This window comes from Pseudomonas sp. A214, assembly GCF_900156295.1.
GTDB classification, from domain to species: Bacteria; Pseudomonadota; Gammaproteobacteria; order Pseudomonadales; family Pseudomonadaceae; genus Aquipseudomonas; species Aquipseudomonas rhizophila.
Window position 1 is genome coordinate 3,734,835 of record NZ_LT707062.1, and the last position, 19,188, is coordinate 3,754,022.

The 19,188-nt window shown below is 62.1% G+C and carries 19 protein-coding genes and 1 pseudogene; 8 read left to right on the top strand and 12 right to left on the bottom strand.

The window, feature by feature from the left end; all coding sequences use genetic code 11:
* Positions 1–19 precede the first annotated feature (19 nt).
* The 6 genes from BW979_RS16705 to BW979_RS16730 are packed head-to-tail and all read right to left on the bottom strand — an operon-like array spanning position 20 to position 4,985.
* Complete coding sequence (locus BW979_RS16705; RefSeq protein ID WP_047229153.1) at positions 20–508, bottom strand: DUF2878 domain-containing protein; 489 nt, start codon at positions 506–508, stop codon at positions 20–22.
* Positions 508–1,776, bottom strand: a complete 1,269-nt coding sequence (locus BW979_RS16710) for an SAM-dependent methyltransferase (RefSeq protein ID WP_047229152.1) — start codon at positions 1,774–1,776, stop codon at positions 508–510. Before BW979_RS16710 ends, BW979_RS16705 begins: the two co-directional genes overlap by 1 nt.
* Positions 1,748–2,563 carry a DUF1365 domain-containing protein gene (locus BW979_RS16715; RefSeq protein WP_047229186.1) on the bottom strand — a complete coding sequence of 272 codons (816 nt, stop codon included), beginning with the start codon at positions 2,561–2,563 and terminating at the stop codon, positions 1,748–1,750. Before BW979_RS16715 ends, BW979_RS16710 begins: the two co-directional genes overlap by 29 nt.
* Positions 2,560–3,807 (bottom strand): NAD(P)/FAD-dependent oxidoreductase, encoded by a 1,248-nt coding sequence (locus BW979_RS16720; protein WP_076384545.1) that lies wholly within the window; start codon positions 3,805–3,807, stop codon positions 2,560–2,562. The genes BW979_RS16715 and BW979_RS16720 overlap by 4 nt, the downstream gene beginning before the upstream one ends.
* A gap of 3 nt (positions 3,808–3,810) precedes the next feature.
* Positions 3,811–4,566, bottom strand: coding sequence for an SDR family NAD(P)-dependent oxidoreductase (locus tag BW979_RS16725; protein WP_076384547.1), 756 nt, complete (start codon positions 4,564–4,566; stop codon positions 3,811–3,813).
* Positions 4,563–4,985, bottom strand: coding sequence for a nuclear transport factor 2 family protein (locus tag BW979_RS16730; RefSeq protein WP_047229149.1), 423 nt, complete (start codon positions 4,983–4,985; stop codon positions 4,563–4,565). Before BW979_RS16730 ends, BW979_RS16725 begins: the two co-directional genes overlap by 4 nt.
* 429 nt (positions 4,986–5,414) lie before the next feature.
* On the opposite strand from BW979_RS16730, the gene BW979_RS16735 reads away from it, so the two are divergent.
* From BW979_RS16735 to BW979_RS16760, 6 genes and pseudogenes are all read left to right on the top strand, one after another.
* Positions 5,415–6,755, top strand: coding sequence for a flavin-containing monooxygenase (locus BW979_RS16735; protein ID WP_076384549.1), 1,341 nt, complete (start codon positions 5,415–5,417; stop codon positions 6,753–6,755).
* Positions 6,755–7,165 carry a RidA family protein gene (locus BW979_RS16740; RefSeq protein WP_003201555.1) on the top strand — a complete coding sequence of 137 codons (411 nt, stop codon included), beginning with the start codon at positions 6,755–6,757 and terminating at the stop codon, positions 7,163–7,165. Before BW979_RS16735 ends, BW979_RS16740 begins: the two co-directional genes overlap by 1 nt.
* 12 nt (positions 7,166–7,177) lie before the next feature.
* Complete coding sequence (locus BW979_RS16745; RefSeq protein WP_076384551.1) at positions 7,178–7,852, top strand: DUF1028 domain-containing protein; 675 nt, start codon at positions 7,178–7,180, stop codon at positions 7,850–7,852.
* Positions 7,845–9,014, top strand: a complete 1,170-nt coding sequence (argE, locus tag BW979_RS16750) for an acetylornithine deacetylase (RefSeq protein ID WP_076384553.1) — start codon at positions 7,845–7,847, stop codon at positions 9,012–9,014. The genes BW979_RS16745 and argE overlap by 8 nt, the downstream gene beginning before the upstream one ends.
* Before the next feature lie 102 nt (positions 9,015–9,116).
* Positions 9,117–9,239, top strand: a pseudogene (locus tag BW979_RS27815) (hypothetical protein); the annotation flags it as partial.
* 50 nt (positions 9,240–9,289) lie between these two features.
* Complete coding sequence (locus tag BW979_RS16760; RefSeq protein ID WP_076384557.1) at positions 9,290–10,330, top strand: ABC transporter substrate-binding protein; 1,041 nt, start codon at positions 9,290–9,292, stop codon at positions 10,328–10,330.
* A 27-nt stretch (positions 10,331–10,357) separates the two neighbouring features.
* On the opposite strand, the gene BW979_RS16765 is transcribed toward BW979_RS16760, so the two are convergent.
* The 5 genes from BW979_RS16765 to BW979_RS16785 all read right to left on the bottom strand — a co-directional run bounded on the left by BW979_RS16765 (position 10,358) and on the right by BW979_RS16785 (position 15,501).
* Positions 10,358–11,269 (bottom strand): LysR substrate-binding domain-containing protein, encoded by a 912-nt coding sequence (locus tag BW979_RS16765; protein WP_076384559.1) that lies wholly within the window; start codon positions 11,267–11,269, stop codon positions 10,358–10,360.
* A gap of 211 nt (positions 11,270–11,480) precedes the next feature.
* Positions 11,481–12,683, bottom strand: coding sequence for an NAD(P)/FAD-dependent oxidoreductase (locus BW979_RS16770; RefSeq protein ID WP_076384561.1), 1,203 nt, complete (start codon positions 12,681–12,683; stop codon positions 11,481–11,483).
* Between the two features lie 244 nt (positions 12,684–12,927).
* Positions 12,928–13,302 (bottom strand): response regulator transcription factor, encoded by a 375-nt coding sequence (locus BW979_RS16775; protein ID WP_047229142.1) that lies wholly within the window; start codon positions 13,300–13,302, stop codon positions 12,928–12,930.
* Positions 13,303–13,402: 100 nt separating this feature from the next.
* On the bottom strand, positions 13,403–14,053 hold the full coding sequence (locus tag BW979_RS16780; RefSeq protein ID WP_047229141.1) for a response regulator transcription factor: 651 nt from the start codon (positions 14,051–14,053) through the stop codon (positions 13,403–13,405).
* Entirely contained in the window at positions 14,050–15,501 is a 1,452-nt protein-coding gene (locus tag BW979_RS16785) for a sensor histidine kinase (RefSeq protein WP_047229185.1), read from the bottom strand. The genes BW979_RS16780 and BW979_RS16785 overlap by 4 nt, the downstream gene beginning before the upstream one ends.
* Positions 15,502–16,063: 562 nt before the next feature.
* Here BW979_RS16785 and BW979_RS16790 point away from each other — a divergent pair.
* Entirely contained in the window at positions 16,064–17,005 is a 942-nt protein-coding gene (locus BW979_RS16790) for a LysR substrate-binding domain-containing protein (RefSeq protein WP_076384563.1), read from the top strand.
* A gap of 25 nt (positions 17,006–17,030) precedes the next feature.
* On the opposite strand, the gene BW979_RS16795 is transcribed toward BW979_RS16790, so the two are convergent.
* Positions 17,031–18,041 carry a GlxA family transcriptional regulator gene (locus tag BW979_RS16795; RefSeq protein ID WP_047229184.1) on the bottom strand — a complete coding sequence of 337 codons (1,011 nt, stop codon included), beginning with the start codon at positions 18,039–18,041 and terminating at the stop codon, positions 17,031–17,033.
* 151 nt (positions 18,042–18,192) lie between these two features.
* On the opposite strand from BW979_RS16795, the gene BW979_RS16800 reads away from it, so the two are divergent.
* Positions 18,193–19,185, top strand: a complete 993-nt coding sequence (locus BW979_RS16800; protein ID WP_076384565.1) for a helix-turn-helix domain-containing protein — start codon at positions 18,193–18,195, stop codon at positions 19,183–19,185.
* Positions 19,186–19,188 lie beyond the last annotated feature (3 nt).

Genomic DNA, 19,188 nt, shown 5'->3' on the forward strand with positions numbered 1-19,188 from the left:
CCTGGCGCGGGTTCTGACCTCAATGGGGATCAGCCAGGCGCAACGCCAACGGCAGCCAGAGTGCCCACAAGGGCGCTAGCACCAGAGCGGTTCCCACGATGCCAAGCGGCAGCGCAACGCCGGCCAGTGGAGCGCCTGCGCAATAGGCTAGCGGACCGCCGACCATGCCCACCAACGCACCGCGCCAAACAGGCTGTACGGCCCAGGCCAGGCTGTGCCGCAAGCTTGTGGCAAACACCAGCCAGAGCAGCGCAAGCCAGAGGGGCAGGGCGGTCTGAGCGAATCCGAACAGACCCAGCACGCCCAGGCTCCAGTCCAGCACCATGCCGCACAGCCCCACGCGCATCACTGCACGCAACTCGGCCCGGGGCTGTGGACAGAAGCTCAGGTGAGCCAGCAATCCTGCCGCCACAGCCAGGAGCCACCAGGCATTCTGTGCGCCCAGTACACAACCCCACCAGCCCAACTGGACCCAGAGTGCGTTGACGATCAGGCCCGCGCGACTCATCAAGCCTCCCGCCGCTCCAGCAAAGAGAGCTGACGCGCCCCGGGAGCGGCAAAGAGCAGTTGCGCGACGCCGATGGCACGCTCCTGGAATCCGCCTTCGCAGTAACACAGGTAGAACTCCCACAGGCGTTGGAAGGTTTCGTCGTAACCCAGCTCCAGCAGCGCTTGGCGTGATTGCCGGAAGTTCTCGTGCCAGTGCTTCAGCGTGCGGGCGTAGTGCGCGCCGAAGTCTTCCAGGTGCAGCAGGTTGAGCGGTGTTTGACGGCTGGCGGTGTTTAGCAGAACGGACAACGATGGCAGCGCGCCGCCGGGAAAAATATGCCGCTGGATGAAGTCCACCGAGCGGCGTGCCTGCTCATAACGCTGGTCGCGAATGGTGATGGCTTGCAGCAACATCAGGCCGTCATCCTTGAGCAGAGCGCAGCAGCGTCGGAAGTATTCGGGTAAATAGCGATGACCGACAGCTTCGATCATTTCGATCGAGACCAGCTTGTCGTAGCGCCCCTCCAGATCGCGATAGTCCTTGCACAGCACCTCAATGCGCTGCTGCAGACCCAGTGCCTCGACGCGCCGGCAGGTATGGGCGTACTGCTCGTGCGACAACGTTGTGGTGGTCACCTTGCAGCCATATTGGCTGGCAGCATAAATCGCCAGGCTGCCCCAGCCGGTGCCGATTTCCAGTAGGTGGTCGCCGGGGCGCAGGTCGAGCTTGCGACAGATGCGTTCGAGCTTGTTGAGCTGGGCTTCTTCCAGGCTTTGTTCGGGGCTTTCGAACATGGCGGCCGAGTACATCATGGTGGGATCGAGCAAACGCTCGAACAAGTCATTGCCCAAGTCGTAATGGGCAATGATGTTGCGCCGAGAGCCGCGCCGGCTGTTACGGTTGAGCCAGTGCAGCCAACGCAGCACCGGGCGGCCGAGGCGAGCCAGACCACTGTCCATCGCATCGAGCACGTCCAGGTTGGCGACGAACACGCGGGTCACCGCCGTCAGGTCGTTGCTGCGCCAGTACCCCTGGATATAGGCCTCACCGGCGCCGATCGAACCGTTACTGGCGAGCATGCCCCAGACGGCGTCGTCAAGAATTTCGACTTCGGCCTGCAGAGCACTGGCCGGATCGCCGAAGTTTAGCGATTCCCCATCGAGCAGCAGGCGCAAGTGGCCTTGGCGCAGGTGTCGTAATTGGCCGAGGGCGACTTGCTTGAAGACGCCGCCGTTGAACAGGCGAAAGCTGCCGGCCTTAGTAACGCTCAGGGTGGGTTCGGGCATGGTCGGGGTCCTTGTGGGCGGTTTCGCCGACGCTCAGGCCGTTTTGGCTGGCCTGATGGTCGTGCAGGGGCGTGCGTTTGAAGAGCAGGCGCAGGGCCTGCCAGTAAATGGCGCTCAAGGTGCGCAGGCTCATCCACGGGAAGGCCAGGAAGTGACGACGCACAGCCGCGGCATCGAGAGGTTGGCGCTTGAGCGCAAGGTCGGCCTCGAACACCTTGCTGCCATCGCGCCAGTTCTCCATATGCACCCGGATATGTGAGTCCGCGATCAGAAAGCGCATGCGGTAGTCCATGTCCCGAGGCAGGAACGGTGATACATGGAACGCCTTGGCCACCCGGAACGCATGGGGTTCACCGGGGCTTACCGGCAACACATAGTGATAGCGCTCGCGCCATGGGGTGTTGCGGACCTCACAGAGAATGGCCGCCAGACGCCCATCGGTTTCGTGGCAGAAATAGAAACTCACCGGATTGAAGGACAGCCCCCAACTGCGCGGTTGGGTCAGCAGCTGGATTGCGCCTTGGGGCGCGGTGCCCAGGGCCTGGGCAAGCAATTCGCGCACCGCGTCGACCAAGGGGACGCCCAGACGTGTGCGAGCGGGCAGGTAATCGCGCTCGCGCCAGCACAGCGGTGCCAAGGGCCACCCTCGCAGCAGGCGGGACAGGCCCAGCACCTGGCTTTGTTCGGCGAGGTCCAGATAAAGCATGCCGATGGGGTATCGGAATCCATGGGCGCGGGGTGAATAGCGGCGATGGTCGATCCAGCCGCGGCACAGGCTGCTATTCAAAGGTATTCTCCAAAATGCCCGGCCACATCCAGCCCACTGACCACACCGTCTTCGTGGAAACCATTGGCCCAATAGGCGCCGCAGAAATAACTGTGCTGACGCCCTTGCAGATCACCCTGGCGAGCCTGGGCGGCGACGCCGGCGAGGCTGTATTGCGGATGCGCATACTCGAAGCGAGCCAGGACTTTGGCCGGATCCACCACGTCACTCTGATTGAGGCTCACGCAGAAGGTCACCGGGGCGTCCAGACCCTGGAGGATGTTCATGTTGTAGGTCAGCGCAGCAGGCGCTCGCACCGAACCACCCAGTCGGTAATTCCAACTCGCCCAAGCCTGGCGGCGCTGCGGCAAGACACCGGTGTCGGTATGCAGCAGTACTTCGTTGCTGGCGTAGGCCAGGGCACTGAGCACCTCACGCTCCGCTTTGCTTGGCGTTTCAAGCAGCGCCAGGGCCTGGTCGCTGTGGCAGGCAAACACCACTTTGTCGAAACGCTCAAGTCCCGCCGCGCTGAGTATGTTCACGCCTGTCGCGTCGCGGCTCACGCGCTGCACCGGGCAGTTGAGCCGGATATGCTGGCGAAAGTGCGCGCATAACGGGTCGATATAACCCCGCGAGCCGCCCTCGATCACTCGCCATTGTGGGCGTCGGTTGACCGATAGCAGGCCGTGGTTATGGCAGAAGCGCACGAAGAACTGCAGCGGAAACTCCAGCATTCCGGCAGGCGACATCGACCAGATCGCCGAGCCCATGGGCACGATGTAGTGGTCGATGAACCGTTGTCCATAATTGTGGACATGCAGGTAATCGCCCAGCCGGGTGGTGCTGTCGATGCGCTGCGCCTTCAAGTCGGCCGTGGCCTGCCGGTTGAATCTGAGGATGTCCTGCAACATGCCCCAGAAGCTCGGCGACAGCAGGTTGCGTCGTCGGGCGAAAAGGCTGCGCAGGGTATGCCCCTTGTACTCTTGGCCAGTGGCCGGGTCATGCACCGAAAAGCTCATTTCAGTGGCACGGGAAGTCACGCCCAACTGGTCCAGCAAGCGGATGAAGTTCGGATAGGTCCAGTCGTTGTAGACAATGAAACCGGTGTCCACCCCATAACGCTGGCCTTGCCATTCCACGTCCACGGTGTGGGTGTGGCCGCCGATCCGCTCGTCGGCTTCGAACAGGGTGATCTGGTGCTGGCGAGCCAGCAGGTACGCGCATGTCAGCCCCGATATGCCGCTGCCGATGATTGCGATGCGCATGTTTCAAGACTCCTGGGAAGAGCGTGCCAGACACCGGCCAAGGGCCAGGCGCCAACGGGCGGGCAAGCGTCCGAGCGAACGCAGGACGAAGGTGAAAAACCATGGAAAAGCGATGTCCAGCGGTCGCGCGGGCAGGCGCTGGGTGATATGCCGCGCTGCGCGCTGGGCCGACCAGCGCATGGGCATCGGAAAGTCATTGCGGCGGGTCAGCGGGGTGTCGACGAAACCGGGGCTTACCAAGGTGACATCGATACCCTCGGCGGCCAGATCGATGCGCAACGACTCAAACAAATAGCGCAGCGCCGCCTTGGACGCGCCATACGCGCCGGCACGCGGCAAAGCCAGCCAGGTCACTGCGCTGCACACCCCCACCAAATGCGGGCGTTGGCCTCTGCGCAGCAAGGGCAGGGCGGCTTCCAGGCAGTGGCTGGTGCCCAGCAGGTTGGTGGTCAATACCCGTTCGACCAGTCGCGTGTCGAAGTGCCCAGGCTCCAGGTATTCGCAGGTTCCGGCATTGAGAATCACCAGGTCCAGCGCCCCCCATCGAGCGTCGATGGTCCGGCAGATATCGGCCACTTGCGCTGGATCGGTCAGGTCTCCCGGCAGCACCAGGACCTGATCCTCATAGCGAGTCGCTAACGCTTGAAGGGGGGCGACCTGTCGCGCACTCAGCGCCAGACGGTGTCCTTGCTCAAGAAGCTGCGAGGCCAATGCTGCACCGATACCGCTACTGGCGCCGGTCAACCAGATGCGACTCATGCCAGCCTCCGCTTCAGCCAGCCGATCACCGAGCCAAACAGTGGAAGGTGCTCGTAGAGCAGGGCACCCGCGTCGAAGAAGTCCTGGTGCAGGTAGACCCGTTCGTTCCAGCGCAAATAACTGCAGCCTTGCAGGGAGATAAGTGCGCCGCCGGCCAGACGTGGGTGGCTGTAATGCAGCGTCCAGCGTAGATAGCCCTCGCCGGGGCCGACCTCATCAAAGCCATGAAAGTCGTAGCGCACCTGATCGACGTTGGCATACATCTGCGCGAAGTAGTTGCGCAGGGCAGGCAGGCCTTCGATCCGATGCAATGGGTCCTGGAACTTAATGTCAGCGCTGTAGAGGGTATCGAGCTCGGCCAGGTGACTGGCGTCCAGCTCGGCGAAGGCGCGGGCAAAACGCTGGAGGTAGGCAGACATGTCAGGCTCCGAATTATTGTACAGATAGTTATTCCTGTACAAGTTTTCGAAGCCTACTGCACGAATTGTACGTTTTAAAGTGTTTTGTATAGGTATTTGTAAATTTGTATAACTTTGCTGCTGAACGAGCCTGGTCATGATCGGGCTCGGCTGGTTCAGTGCAACGGCTGAATGTCAGTCAAGTGCGTTGCAGAAACCACGAATCGCTTCGCAGGCCTGGCGCAAAGACGCATCGTCCAGGGCGTAGGCGATACAGCAGTTTTTTCCTTGCCTGCAACGATAAAAACCCTCGTTTCGCAAATTCCCGCCTGCCGACAGAATCGCTTCGACACCTCTTGTCGATCGTCGCAAACGCAGAACTACAAAAAATCCAAACCCGAGGCGGCGTCATGCCGGCCTGAACCATCCCACTGCCGGAAGTGCACAGACATGCCCGTTGAGACCCTACAGATAGATACGCTTGTTATAGGCGCCGGCCAGGCCGGCGTGGCCATGAGTGAACATTTGAGCCGCCAGGGAGTGCCTCATCTTGTGGTGGAGCGCAACCGCATTGCCGAGGCCTGGCGCACCGCGCGTTGGGATTCGCTGGTGGCTAACGGCCCGGCCTGGCATGACCGCTTTCCGGGGCTGCAATTCCAGGGGCTCGACCCTGATGCCTTCGCCACCAAGGATCAAGTGGCCGATTACTTCCAAACCTATGCCAATACAATCAACGCACCGATCCGCACCGGTGTGGAAGTCAGGGAGGTACAGCGTAATGTCGGCCGCCCAGGCTTCAGCATTGAAACCAGCGAGGGCCCGATCGAGGCCATCCACGTGGTGGTCGCCACCGGGCCCTTTCAACGGCCGGTGATTCCACCTATCGCCGCGGATATGGCGCAAGTCACCCAGATGCACTCCGCCCAATACCGCAATCCCCGGCAGCTGGCCGAGGGCGCTGTACTGGTGGTCGGGGCGGGCTCGTCGGGGGTACAGATCGCCGATGAGTTACAGCGCGCTGGCAAGCAGGTCTACCTCTCGGTGGGCGCCCATGATCGCCCGCCTCGGGCCTATCGCAACCGGGATTTCTGCTGGTGGCTGGGTGTGCTCGGCGAGTGGGATGCGGAGGCCGTCCAGCCGGGCAGGGAGCATGTGACCATCGCCGTGAGCGGTGCCCGCGGCGGCTATACAGTGGACTTTCGCAGGCTGGCCCATGAGGGCATCACCCTGGTGGGCCTGACGAAGTCGTTCAACGGTAGTGTCGTGACGTTTGAACCCAACCTTGCCGAAAACATTGCCCGTGGCGATGAAAACTACCTGGCGCTGCTGGATGCCGCCGATGCCTACATTGCCCGCAACGGCCTGGACCTGCCGCCGGAGCCAGAAGCCCGCCGGCTGTTGCCTGACCCGCACTGCCTGACCCATCCGATCCTGGAACTGGATCTGGTGGACGCTGGGGTGACCACCGTGATCTGGGCCACTGGCTACTCGGTGGATTACAGCTGGCTGAAGGTCGACGCGCTGGACGCTAACGGCAAGCCACGGCACCAGCGGGGTGTTTCCAGCGAACCGGGTGTGTATTTCGTCGGCCTGCCCTGGCTGTCACGGCGCGGGTCGGCGTTCATCTGGGGCGTGTGGCACGACGCCCGGCATATCGCTGACCACATCGTGAAACAGCATACCTATCTCAACTATCGAGACGCTTCGCAGCGCCAGAACGACGACGTTCAAGCCCCGGCGCTCGATAGCGATTCGAACAGTTCGAAAACCAGCCTCATGGGAGTCCGTTGATGCCTACCCACACTCGCATCCGCATGTTCAACACCAAAGACACCTATCCCAACCAGACGCTGGACAACGACTTGTGCCAGGCCGTGCGCGCCGGCAATACCGTCTACGTGCGCGGTCAGGTTGGCACTGATTTCAACGGCCAGTTGGTAGGTCTGGGCGATCCGCGTGCCCAGGCTGAACAGGCCATGCGCAACGTCAAGCAATTGCTGGAAGAGGCCGGCAGCGACCTGAGCCACATCGTCAAGACCACCACTTACCTGATCGACCCGCGCTATCGCGAGCCGGTGTACCAGGAGGTGGGCAAATGGCTCAAAGGGGTGTTCCCGATTTCCACCGGGCTGGTGGTCAGCGCCCTCGGCCAGCCGCAATGGCTGATGGAAATCGACGTGATCGCAGTGATCCCCGAATAAGGAGAGTGGAGCATGACTTTTTCCATTGTCGGGCGCTGCGTCGAGACGGGCCAGTTGGGCATCGCCATCAGTTCCTCGAGCATTGCCGTCGGCGCCCGTTGCCCCTGGTTGCGGGCTGGTGTCGGCGCGGTGTCGAGCCAGAACATCACGCTGCCGGCCCTGGGTCCGCAGATCCTCGACGAACTGGCCGGCGGCCTGGCCGCCCAAGAGGCTGTCGACCGCGCCCTGGCGCGCAATGGCTACAGCCAGTACCGCCAGGTGGCGGTGGTGGATGCCCACGGGGGCACGGCGATTTTCAGCGGCAGCCACGCCTTGGGCACCCATCGCGCGCTGGCCGGTGAGCAATGCGTGGCGGCCGGCAATCTGCTGGCCAGTGTGGACGTGATCGACGCCATGGTTGCCGCATTCGAACACAGCGAAGGTTGCCTTGCCGCGCGCCTGCTGAGTGCGTTGCAGGCCGGGCAGAGCGCAGGTGGTGAAGCCGGAGCGGTGCATTCTGCGGCGCTGTCGGTGGTGGATGAACTCACCTGGCCGATCGTCGATTTGCGTGTCGACTGGGCCGAGGAAAACCCCATTGGTGAGCTGGAAAAACTGTGGCTGGCCTATCAACCGCAACTGCAGGACTACCTGACCCGCGCCCTCGATCCGACCCTGGCCCCCAGCTACGGAGTGCCGGGTGATGAGTGAGCTGCGCAGCCGCGCACTGCTCGCCAGCCTCGTGGGCTTTGCCACGGTCAGTCGCGAGTCGAACCTGGCGCTGATCGAGTTCGTGCGTGGCTACCTCCACGATCTGGGCGTGAGTTGCGAACTGATCTACAACCCCGAGCGGACCAAGGCCAACCTGCTGGCGAGCATCGGCCCAGCGGTGCCCGGTGGGGTCGTGCTGTCCGGTCATACCGATGTAGTGCCGGTGGACGGACAGCACTGGACGGTCGATCCGTTTTGCCTGAGCGAGGTCGGCGGCAAGCTGTACGGCCGGGGCACCGCCGACATGAAAGGTTATTTGGCTTCAGTGCTGGCGGCGGTGCCGATGTTCCTCGCCAGCCCGCTTCGCCGGCCCGTGCATCTGGCGTTCTCCTATGACGAAGAGGTCGGTTGCCTGGGCGTGCGCAGTCTGCTGCAAGTGCTGGCGCAACGCATTCCCCAGCCTGCGTTGTGCCTGATCGGCGAGCCCACCCAACTCCAGCCGGTGTTGGGCCACAAGGGCAAGTTGGCGATGCGTTGCCATGTCAAAGGGGCGGCCTGTCATTCGGCCTATGCGCCCTACGGGGTGAACGCCATCGAGCAGGCAGTGCGCCTGATCGGTCGGTTGGGGGAGATCGGCGCGAATCTGGCCGAACCTTCACAGCACGATGCGCGCTTCGATCCGGCGTACTCCACGGTGCAGGTGGGCGTGATCCAGGGCGGTACCGCGTTGAACATCGTCCCGGCCGATTGCCGCTTCGATTTCGAAGTGCGCGCCTTGCCGGATTTCGCCCCAGAAGTCGTCGTCGAGCAATTGCGCGATTACGCCGAGCAGGCGTTGCTGCCGGCGATGCGGGCCGTGCAGGGCGACACCGCGATCCGGTTTGAACCACTGTCCGCCTACCCGGGCCTGGCAACCCGACCTGACAGCGCCGCTGCGCGTCTGGTGGCCGAGCTGTGCGGCAGTGATGCCTTCAGCACCGTGGCATTCGGCACCGAAGGCGGCCTGTTTGATCAGGCCGGAATCCCGGCGGTGGTCTGCGGCCCCGGCAGCATGGATCAGGGGCACAAAGCCGATGAATACGTGAGCGTTGAACAGATGGCGGCCTGCGACCGATTGATGGATCGCCTGGCGAGCCATCTCAGCGAACCCAACGACTTCTGAGACAAGGAATTTGCGGTGAACGATTTCAATGTTTGGAAAACCCGGGCCGCGCAACTGCGCCTGAAGGATAACGCCCTGATTGACGGCCTGCCTCGTGAGGCCGGCACTCTGGGCCGGATGATCATGGCCCCGGCGCTGGTAGCCAGCCATGCCGACATCAACGAACTGGTCGACAAGACCCGTATTGCTGTAGATCGCACCGCCCGCGCTTACGGTCGCCTCTGAGTCCCGTCGCCGGCTCGTGCGGGCGAGCCGGCCTTTCGAGGAACCGCTTCATGTCCAGATCCTTGCGTTGCAATATCGCGTGTGCCCTGGTGCTGCTGAGTAGCAGCGTCCTGGCCGCGCCACAGAGCCTCACCGTGATCTCCTTTGGTGGCGCCACCAAGCAGGCCCAGGACAAGGCCTACTTCCAACCCTTCAACGCCAGCGGTGCAGGAAGCATTGTCGCCGGCGAATACAATGGCGAGTTATCGAAGATCAAGGCCATGGTCGCGGCCGGCCACACCAGTTGGGATGTGGTCGAAGTCGAAAGCCCCGAGCTGTTGCGCGGTTGTGAGGAGGGCCTGTTCGAAGGGCTCGATTTGAGCGCCTTGGGTGATCCGGCGAATTTTGTGCCGGGAACACTCACTGAATGTGGCGTGGCCACGTATGTCTGGTCGATGGTCCTGGCCTATGACCAGAGCAAGTTGGCCAAGGCCCCCAAGTCCTGGGCGGATTTCTGGAACGTCACCGAATACCCGGGCAAGCGCGGGTTGCGCAAGGGGGCCAAGTACACCCTGGAAATTGCCTTGCTGGCCGACGGGGTCGAGGCGCAGGAGTTGTACAAGGTGCTCAACACCCCCGAAGGCGTGTCGCGGGCGTTCGCCAAGCTGGATCAGATCAAGCCGAACATCCAGTGGTGGGAGGCCGGTGCGCAACCGGCACAGTGGCTAGTGGCGGGGGACGTGGCGATGAGCGCTGCCTACAACGGTCGCATCGCTTCGGCGCAAAAGGAAGGCATGAAGCTGAGTATCGTCTGGCCGCAAAGCCTGTATGACCCGGAGTACTGGGCGGTGGTCAAGGGCACGCCGAACAAGGTCCTGGCCGAGCAATTCATTGCCTTTGCCAGCCAGCCGCAGGCGCAGAAGGTGTTCTCGGAAAACATCCCTTATGGGCCGGTGCATCGCAAGGCGCTGGCGTTGTTGCCTGGAGCGGTCCAGGAGCAGTTGCCTACCGCCGAGGCCAACCTGGCCGAAGCCCGGGCCGTGGATGCCGAGTTCTGGGTTGACCATGGTGAGGAACTGGAGCAGCGCTTCAACGCCTGGGCCGCTCGCTAGTCACAACGTTCCATATCAATGGCTGGCTCAGGCCAGCCATTGTTTGAACTGCTCTTTGCAGTAATCCACGAACAACTGCGCAGGTTTGGTCAGGTGCGCGCGCTTGAGCCATCCTGCCACCAGGGCCGAACCGGTGACGTCCTCGGCGATGTTGACGCACACCACTTGCTGCCCATCGTAGGTGCAGGTGGAATGTGGCCGGGTTACCAGCAGCGCAAAGCCGAACGATTGCCCGACCATGCCGCGCACCATTTCGATCGAGGGTGAGCTGAATACAATGTTCGGTGTCAGGCCCAACTCCTCGAATATGCTCACGAAATAGGTCCGGCTGGGTTGCACGTCCAACAGAATCATCGGCTCCAGCGCCAGATCGCGCAGGGACACCTGAGCCTGGCTGGCAAAGCGGTGCTCCGCCGGCAGCAGCGCGTATGGTTGTTGAGGCGCCATCAGCGCCTCGGTCTCGATGGTGCCGTCGAGGTCGTGCTCATAAAAAATCGCCAGATCAAAACGCCCCCCCGTCAAACCTTGCACCAGTTCCTGTTGCTCGCCGTCCTGTAGACGGATCTCCACGCCTGGATAACGCTGGCGAAAACCGGCGATCAATCGTGGCAAGTACAGGGGCGCGACAGTCTCGAAACAGCCAATGTCGATCTGACCGCTGACCACGTCGTTGTCGGCCAGTGCGTTCTGCTCGAACTCTCGCGCCATGCGCAGCAGTTCCTGGGCTTTGCGATAGAAGCGAGCGCCGCTGGGGGTTAGCGACACACCCTGGGCGTGGTGACGGATGAGCAACTGCACGCCGAAACTGTCTTCCAGCCCTTTGACGGCGGTCGCAATCGAGGGCTGGGCGATGTACAGCTTGCGGGAGGCTTCGGCGACGCTGCCACATTCGACGGTGGTGACGAAGTACTTCAGCTGACGCAAGGAATAGGACGCCACGGCACACCTCGATCCGGATGATTTTTGCCTACCTTACCTTGTGCACAGAGGGCAGTGGGCGGGCATTGCGACGGATTTTACTGGGCAGTGACGATATTCAGACTGGCTTGGGGACGAGCGCCTGAAAAAAAACGCCTGCCCAAGCATCATCGGCAGGCGTCTGGGAAAGACCGGCGCAGAAAGGAGGGACTGGCCGGGGTCGGAAACGGACTCAGGCCACCGGGATCAACGGGTCGGCGGCGGCCAGTGCGGTCGCGCGATCAGCCGCGGGCGGATAGATCCACACGGTGTTGATCTGGGTCTTGAGCTCCTTGGCTTCCTGCCCGACCAACTTGAGCTGGCGATCCCAACCCTCGGTATACACCGCGCCCCAGGCACCCAGGTCCAGACAGGTCACGTACTTGGGTTGGCTGTAGGCCATCGGCGCGACGCCCAACAAGTCGGCCGCGACGTTGTTGCCGGCATAGCGGCCCAGGGCGATGGCGTGCTGGCAGGACATGGCCGCGTAGTTACCCAGGGTGTCGGTGGCGGCATAGGCCACGTCGCCGGTGGCAAATATGTCGTTCTGGCCCAGGACTTTCAGGTTGGCATCGACGTGCAGGCGACCCTGGCGATCGCGAGTGCCGGGTATCTGTTGGGTCAACGGACTGGCGCGGAACCCCACGGTCCAGATCACAGTATGGGACTCGATACGCTGGCCGCTCGACAGGGTGACGCCACCGGCATCCACCGATTCGACCGAGTCGTTGACGATCCACTCGATACCCAGATGCTCGGACGCTTGGACAATGGACGGACGAATGCCGTCGCCCAACGCTGCGCCGATCTGCGACCCGCGATCCACCACGATGACCCGGATGTTAGCGTCTTCACCCAGGACCGCGCGCAGGCGTGCCGGCATTTCGGTGGCGGTTTCGATCCCGGTAAAGCCTCCGCCGGCCACCACCACGGTGTTGCGGGCCGGGCTGTCCGGAAGATTTTTCAGGGACTTGATATGGGCTTCGAGGCGGGTTGCCTGTTCGATTTCATCAACGTCGAAGGCATGCTCGATCATGCCTTCAAGGTCTGGGCGGACCAGTTGGCTGCCCGCCGCGAGCACCAGGCGGTCGTAGCCCAGGCTGCCCTCGGTGCCGAACACATCCACGTAGCCAACCTGTTTGTTGTCGACATCGATACGGCTCGCCGAACCTTGTACGAATTTCACGCCCACCGCGTCGAACAGGCCACCCAGCGGGGCGGCCATGGTGTGGACGTCCGGCTCATAGAAACGAGGACGGATGCGCAGCTCAGCCTGGGGGGCCAGGACGCTGATCTGCACGTCATTACGATCGTGTTGGTCCAGCAGCCGGGCGGCGCTCAATGCACTCCAGACCCCGCCGAAACCTGCGCCAACAACCAGAATATGTTGTTTCATGATGAGCTCCCGAAGACAAAATCGATACGTTGAATTGTTTAACTGTTTCAGCGTGACCGTGTCGCGAACTACTCCAAAAGCGCCTGGCTGCAATGAGTTGCCATCGAGCACATTCAATTTCAGTTCGCTGTAGGGAAGCTTATTGGCAGGGCCTGTGTTTAACACTTCTACATAAGGTCATCCGGCCTATGCCTGGGTAGGGGGGATCTATACAAAGGTATGAGGTCGCGACGATGGCGCGGCATCAGGAAGGCCGGCCAACTATCGATTCGATGCAGGCGATCAATTGAGCGCAGTCGAAGGGCTTCGGGAAAAACGCCACCGGCTCGGGCGCCCCGGCGCTGACACGGGGTGGCACGCCAGGGTATCCGCTAATGAAAATGATCGGGATATGAATGCCCAGGGTCGACAGTCGATCGTACATCTGAATACCGGTCATGCCAGGCATTTGAATATCCGATATCAGGCACGCTGTGTTTTCAAGTTCACAAGAAGATAAAAAGTCCAAGGCGCCCGCGTATGTTGTAACCCGATATCCGTGGGAACGTAACAAGCCATCCAGTGCAATTCGAACTGACTCGTCATCATCAACAATTGAAATAGTTGCGGTATTGGACATGTCGATACCTGGGGTGATATCAGGTAGCCATAAAGGCGCCTGTATCACTGCAAGATACGCCGTCCAATAGTCCCGCCAAGTATACGTGTGTATGAACTTTCTACTGCTCGCCGCGCCATTCCAGCACCTGGGCCATGCGGACCAGATCGGCAAACGAGCCTGCGCACATTTTGCGCATGGCTTGGCCGCGGTGAATCTTGACCGTGATTTCGCTCAAGCCCAGTTCCCCGGCGATCTGCTTGTTCATCAGGCCTGACGCCGCCAGCGCCATGACCTGTTGCTCGCGCGGGGTCAATGTGGTGTAACGGTCAAGCACTTGCTGATGGCTGCGTTCGGCGTCGCGCCGCCGGCAGTCCTGTTGATGGGCGGCGGTCACGGCGTCGATCAGGTCTTGTTCGCGAAACGGCTTGGCGAGGAAATCCACGGCACCGGCCTTCATCGCCCGCACGGTCATGGCGATGTCACCGTGGCCGGTCATGAACACGATGGGCAGATGGACGTTGGCCGCGACCAGCGCCCGTTGGCACTCCAGGCCGCTGGTGCCTTGCAGCCGTACATCCAGAACCAGGCAACTGGGCAGGTCGGGCCTGGAATGGTTCATGAACTGTGCGACCGAATCGAACAGATGCACCTGCAGGCCGATGGAGCGCAGGAGGCTGCCGAGGGCTTCGCGCAGCGGTGCGTCGTCGTCAACGATATAAACGATGGGCTCGTTGCCGAGGACCGGTTTCGTGGGCTGCATGGCGTTCATTGCCCGCTCCCCGACACAGCGGTGCAAGTGAGCCGCGGCAGCGCGAACCTGAATGAGGTGCCTTGGCCGGCCTCGCTGGTCGCCCAGATCCTGCCGTCATGGAAGTCGATGATGGACCGGCAGATGGAAAGGCCCATGCCCAGACCGTTTTCCTTGGTGGTAAAAAACGCATTGAACAAGGACGGCAGGACCTCGGGGGCAATGCCGGTTCCGTGGTCAGTCACCTCCAGCAGCACTTCGTTATCCTCCATCCAGGTGCGTATGTGCAGGGTTCGTTCGTGTACCTTGACTGCGTCCATGGCGTGACAGGCATTGATGATCAGGTTGATGATCACTTGCTGCAGTTGCACCCGGTCTGCGCTGACCTGGCTGTCGGTCGCTGCCAGCTCCACCTTCGCCCGGACTTTATGATGAGCCAGTTGCTGCTGGACCAGGTTCAGGGTCTCGCGGACGATGTCGTCCAGCGGCTCGGGCTGGCGCACCGGGTCGCATTTGCGCGACAGCGCTCTGATACCGCTGATGACCTCGCTGGCGCGACAGCCGTTGGCGACGATTCGGTCGAGGCAATCCAGGGCTTCCCCGAGATCGGGCTCCGGACGTTTGAGCCAGCGGCGGCAGGCCTCGCCACTGCTGGTGATGGCCGTCAGTGGCTGATTGACCTCGTGGGCGATGGACGCGGCCATTTCCCCCAGGGAGGTCAAGCGCGTGACGTGGGCCAATTGGCTCTGGGCGCGGAACAATGCGTCTTCGGCCTGCTTGCTGGCAGTGACGTCCATGAGCGCGCCCAAGTACTGGAAACGGCCATGCTGGACGAGCAGGGGGCTGGCGATCATGTGGATGTGCTTGATGCGCCCATCAGGCATCAGCAGGCGCAGCTTGACCTCGATCTGCGGTTCACCAGCGGCGGCCTGTTGGAAAACCCCGCGTGCCAACTCCAGGTCTTCAGGGTGAGTGCGCGCCAGCATCATCGACACCGTCGGTGTCTTGCTGGGCGAGTACTCGAAAATCCGTGCCGACTCCTGCGACCAGGTCAACGCTTGGCGATCGCCGCGAAAGCCCACGCTGCCGGTCTGGCTCAGGCGCTGGGCGCCGATCAGATAAGCCTCGTTGTGCCGCAGGCTGTCGGAAGCCTGCTTGCTGCGCAGCGCCAGGAACGCAATGGCGGACAATGCGGTCAGGCAGCGAAAGAAACCGGTGGTCGATTCCCAGCGGTGATAGCCGCCGTTGTACAAGAACATCGCGGTGAGCAAGCCCATGCACATCAGCGCGACGGTGATCACCAGATTGATGGAGAACAGGTTGGCCGCCATCAATAACAAGGTGATGTACAGCAGGGTCGGCGCCAGGTCGGAATGGGTCTCGGAGTTGATGATGACAATCCCGCAAGCCACCACCAGGCCTACCAGCCAGCCGAGGGCGTTGACCAGCGGATGGGTACTGATTCCCATCGACAGTCGCGGCCCCTTCTGGCATGGGGCGTATCGCAGGCTGTCATAGACGTTCTTGAGCATCGCGGAGGGTAGGGGCACGCTGGCAGACCTTTTGTTTTTACGTGGTCTCGCTCTGGGATGTCGGGGGACAGAGCATCGGTTCGTATCTTAGAAGCGCCGCTTGGGCTGAGGTAGGACATAAAACCCTGAAATTCCGCCAGGCCGTGCCAATACTTTATTTGTGGCGAGGAGATTTATCCCCGCTGGGCTGCGCAGGGGCCCCCAAACCAGGCAACTCGGTGTGCCAGGAAGATTGAGTTCACTGCTTTAGGGCTGCTGCGCAGCCCAACGGGGATAAATCCCCTCGCCACAAAGGCAGTGTTCGCCACAGGGCTTGGTATATACCGAAGTATCGATGAAGCCGCCCAAAGGGTGGGTGGAGTGTCCCCACGTACAACAGACACTGGCTTGCCTCGGGGATTACGCTTTCAACACCTCGTCGCCGTAGGCCTTGATGGAGGACGCAGGCGATGATCTTGTCCACTCCTGACTCAATGGCCTGGCGCCTGGGGCGACGACGATGATGAACAGAAATGACCTGCGTCGTGCTGACATCAATTTGCTGGTGGTCTTCGAAACCATGATGCACGAGCGAAACGTGACCCGCGTCAGCGAAAAGCTGTTCCTCGGCCAGCCAACGATCAGCAGTGCCCTGGCACGCCTGCGGTTGATGTTCGATGATCCCTTGTTCATCCGTTCGGGGCGGTTGATGGAACCGACCTCCCGGGCGCGGGAAATCTTCTCCAATCTATCACCGGCGCTGGACAGCATCGCCGCAGCCTTGAGCCGCTGCCAGGCGTTCGAGCCAGCCACCAGCGAGGCGACCTTCCATATCGGCCTTTGCGATGACGTCGAGTACGCACTGCTGCCGGAGTTGTTGCGGCGCCTGCGGGTCGAGGCACCGGGCACCACCTTGGTGGTGCGCCGGGCCGATCAATGGCAGGTGTCCCAGCTGTTGACCAGCGGCGAGATATCCCTGGGCATCAGCCCGACCCTGGAGCTGCCGGCCAATGCCCGGCGCAAGACGCTGCGGCCGATTCGACCGATGCTGCTGCGCGCCGATTCGCAGCCCGGCGAACTGACCCTGGATGAATTCTGCCGTCGGCCCCATGCCGTCGTGTCGTCCATGGGCAATGTCATCGATGATTCGGACCGGGCGTTATGCCTGATGGGCCGACAGCGCCGGGTGGTGTTGACCGTGCCGCAGTTCAGCGCCTTGCCCGTGCTGTTGGCCGGGAGCGACATGATTGCTATCGTGCCGGATTACGTTGCCCTGGCGATGGCCGTGCTGGCTGGCATGCGGGCTCAAGCGGCCCCGATCTGTTTGCCCCAGCACGAGCTTTCCATGGTCTGGCGCGGTGCTTCGCACAATGATCCGGGGGAGCGTTGGCTGCGCTCCCGTTGCAGCGCACTCCTGGCTGAGCAGGGCGACTCGCAGGCGCGATCCTGGAAAGTGGCCTGACAGGCCAGTAGCGCAAGTTTCGCGCTTAACGGGAAAACCGGCTGCGATACTCGCGGGGGGAAATCGACAGGTGACGCTGAAATGTGTGACGCATTCGTTCCTCGTCACCGAAACCGCAGGCGCGGGCGATCTGGTCGATGTTGCGCTGAGAGTCTTCCAGCATTCGCCGCGCCGCCTCAAGGCGGAACATCTCGATGGCTTTGGCCGGGGTGCGGCCGGTCTGGCGTTTGTAGACCCGGGCAAAATTGCGCGGGCTCATCCTGGCCTCGCGGGCCAGTCGCTCGACGGTGAGGTTGTTGTCGTCCAGATGTGCGCAAATCCACACGTGCAGTTCATCGAAGCCGGCGCTCTCCTGCATCTGCAATTGCAACAGTTGGCTGAACTGCGCCTGACCGCCGGGGCGTTTGAGAAACACTACCAGCTCACGGGCCACCTGCAGGGCCACGTCGCGACCGCAATCGGCTTCGACCAATGCCAGGGCCATGTCGATGCCCGCGCTGACACCGGCCGAGGTCCAGACGTTGTCCTGCTGGATGAAGATCGCATCAAGATCCACCTCAACCGACGGGAAACCACTCTTGAGCATCTCGCACATGGCCCAATGGGTGGCGGCCCGGCGTCCGTCCAGCAAGCCGGCCTGGGCCATGAGGAAAGTGCCGCTGCACACCGATGCGGTGCGCCTGGCCTGGACCGAGGCAATGCGCAGCCATTGCACCAGGTCGACACAGTCGATCATCGCCTGCCGAATGTCCGGTGCGCCGGGGACAATCAGCGTATCGATGAGCGTCCCGTCGAGCTCCCGCAGGGCACGGGTATCCACGACCAGGCCTTCGGCGCTTTGCATCAATCCGCCTGCCAGACTGGCGGTGTGCATGGCGTAGCCGGGCAGGCCGCGTTCGGTCATGGCCTTGGTGGCGGCCCAGAACACTGTTTGGGCGCCGGTCAGGTCCAGCAAGCCCATCTGCGGATAGGCCAGGAATACCAGGGTGCGCGGTTGGGAAATGGACTCGGCGGCGAGGCCGACATCCAGGGTCATCTCGTTCATGATCGTTTCGCGCGGGGTGTTTGTCAGGGCCGGTGAAAGAGTCTATCCGTTTTCGGCACAATTGAACGAATGGCCTACCCAGCGGAATGGAACTTGCCTGAGCTTTGATCCATAAGCCCTGGAATCATCAAAGGTCGGGTCAATGAACAATGACAACATGGCGCAACCAGCGGTCTCGTCGGAGGGACTGCCGATGCTGCCGATCAATCGGTTCCGCACCACAGACATCGACGAGCACGCCCGGAACATGGGCGGTTGGCAGGTTTGCTACGACCAGTTGACCCCCGGGCGCTTCGACGGCGAGTTGATCGAGTTCCGCTCGGAGTGGATGCAACTGGTGCGCGACCGCTCTAATCAGGCTCTGACCAAGCAAGGCACGGCCTGGGAGGGCGCCATCACCTTCAGCGTGCCGCTGAGTGCGGACGGGCCGGTCTTTTGCTCCGGGCACCCGATTGTCGAGCCCAGCCTGTTGGTCGCCCGTGGGCATAACCTGCCCGAGCTGCGCACGCCCCAACATCTGGATCTGCTCGGTGTCGCCATCGACGAGCAGGCGTTGGAGCATGTGCTGGAACGTCAAGGCAGCCGCTTTCGAATTACCGATCTTCCCAAGTGTTACCGTCTCGGCAACTCGACGCTGCCCGCCGAGCTTGCGGCGTTATTCGATGAGCTTGAAGGGGGCGAGCAGGGGCGTGACTCGTTGCTGGGTTACGAGTCGATTCGTCGTGGCCTGCGTGACACGGTGATGCTGCACATACTGGAACTGGTGGCACCGGACGAGGCACCGCCGCTCAATCCCACGGCGCGCAAGCGCATGGTCGACCGCGCCCGGGAGTACGCCTTGGCCCATGTCGATGAGCCGCTGTCGATCCTCGACCTGTGCAACCACATCGGGGCCAGCCGACGCAAACTGCAGTATTGCTTCCAGGAAACCCTGGGTATCAATCCGGTGGCCTATTTACGGGCGTTGCGCCTCAATGCCGTGCGTCGTGAACTGCGCAACGGGGATCAGGCCCTGGGCGTCCAGGAGGTGGCGGCACGCTGGGGCTTCTGGCACTTGAGCCGCTTTTCCAGCGATTATCGGGTGCTGTTCGGCGAGACACCTTCCCAAACCCTGCGTCGCACGCATCTGTGCTGAAAA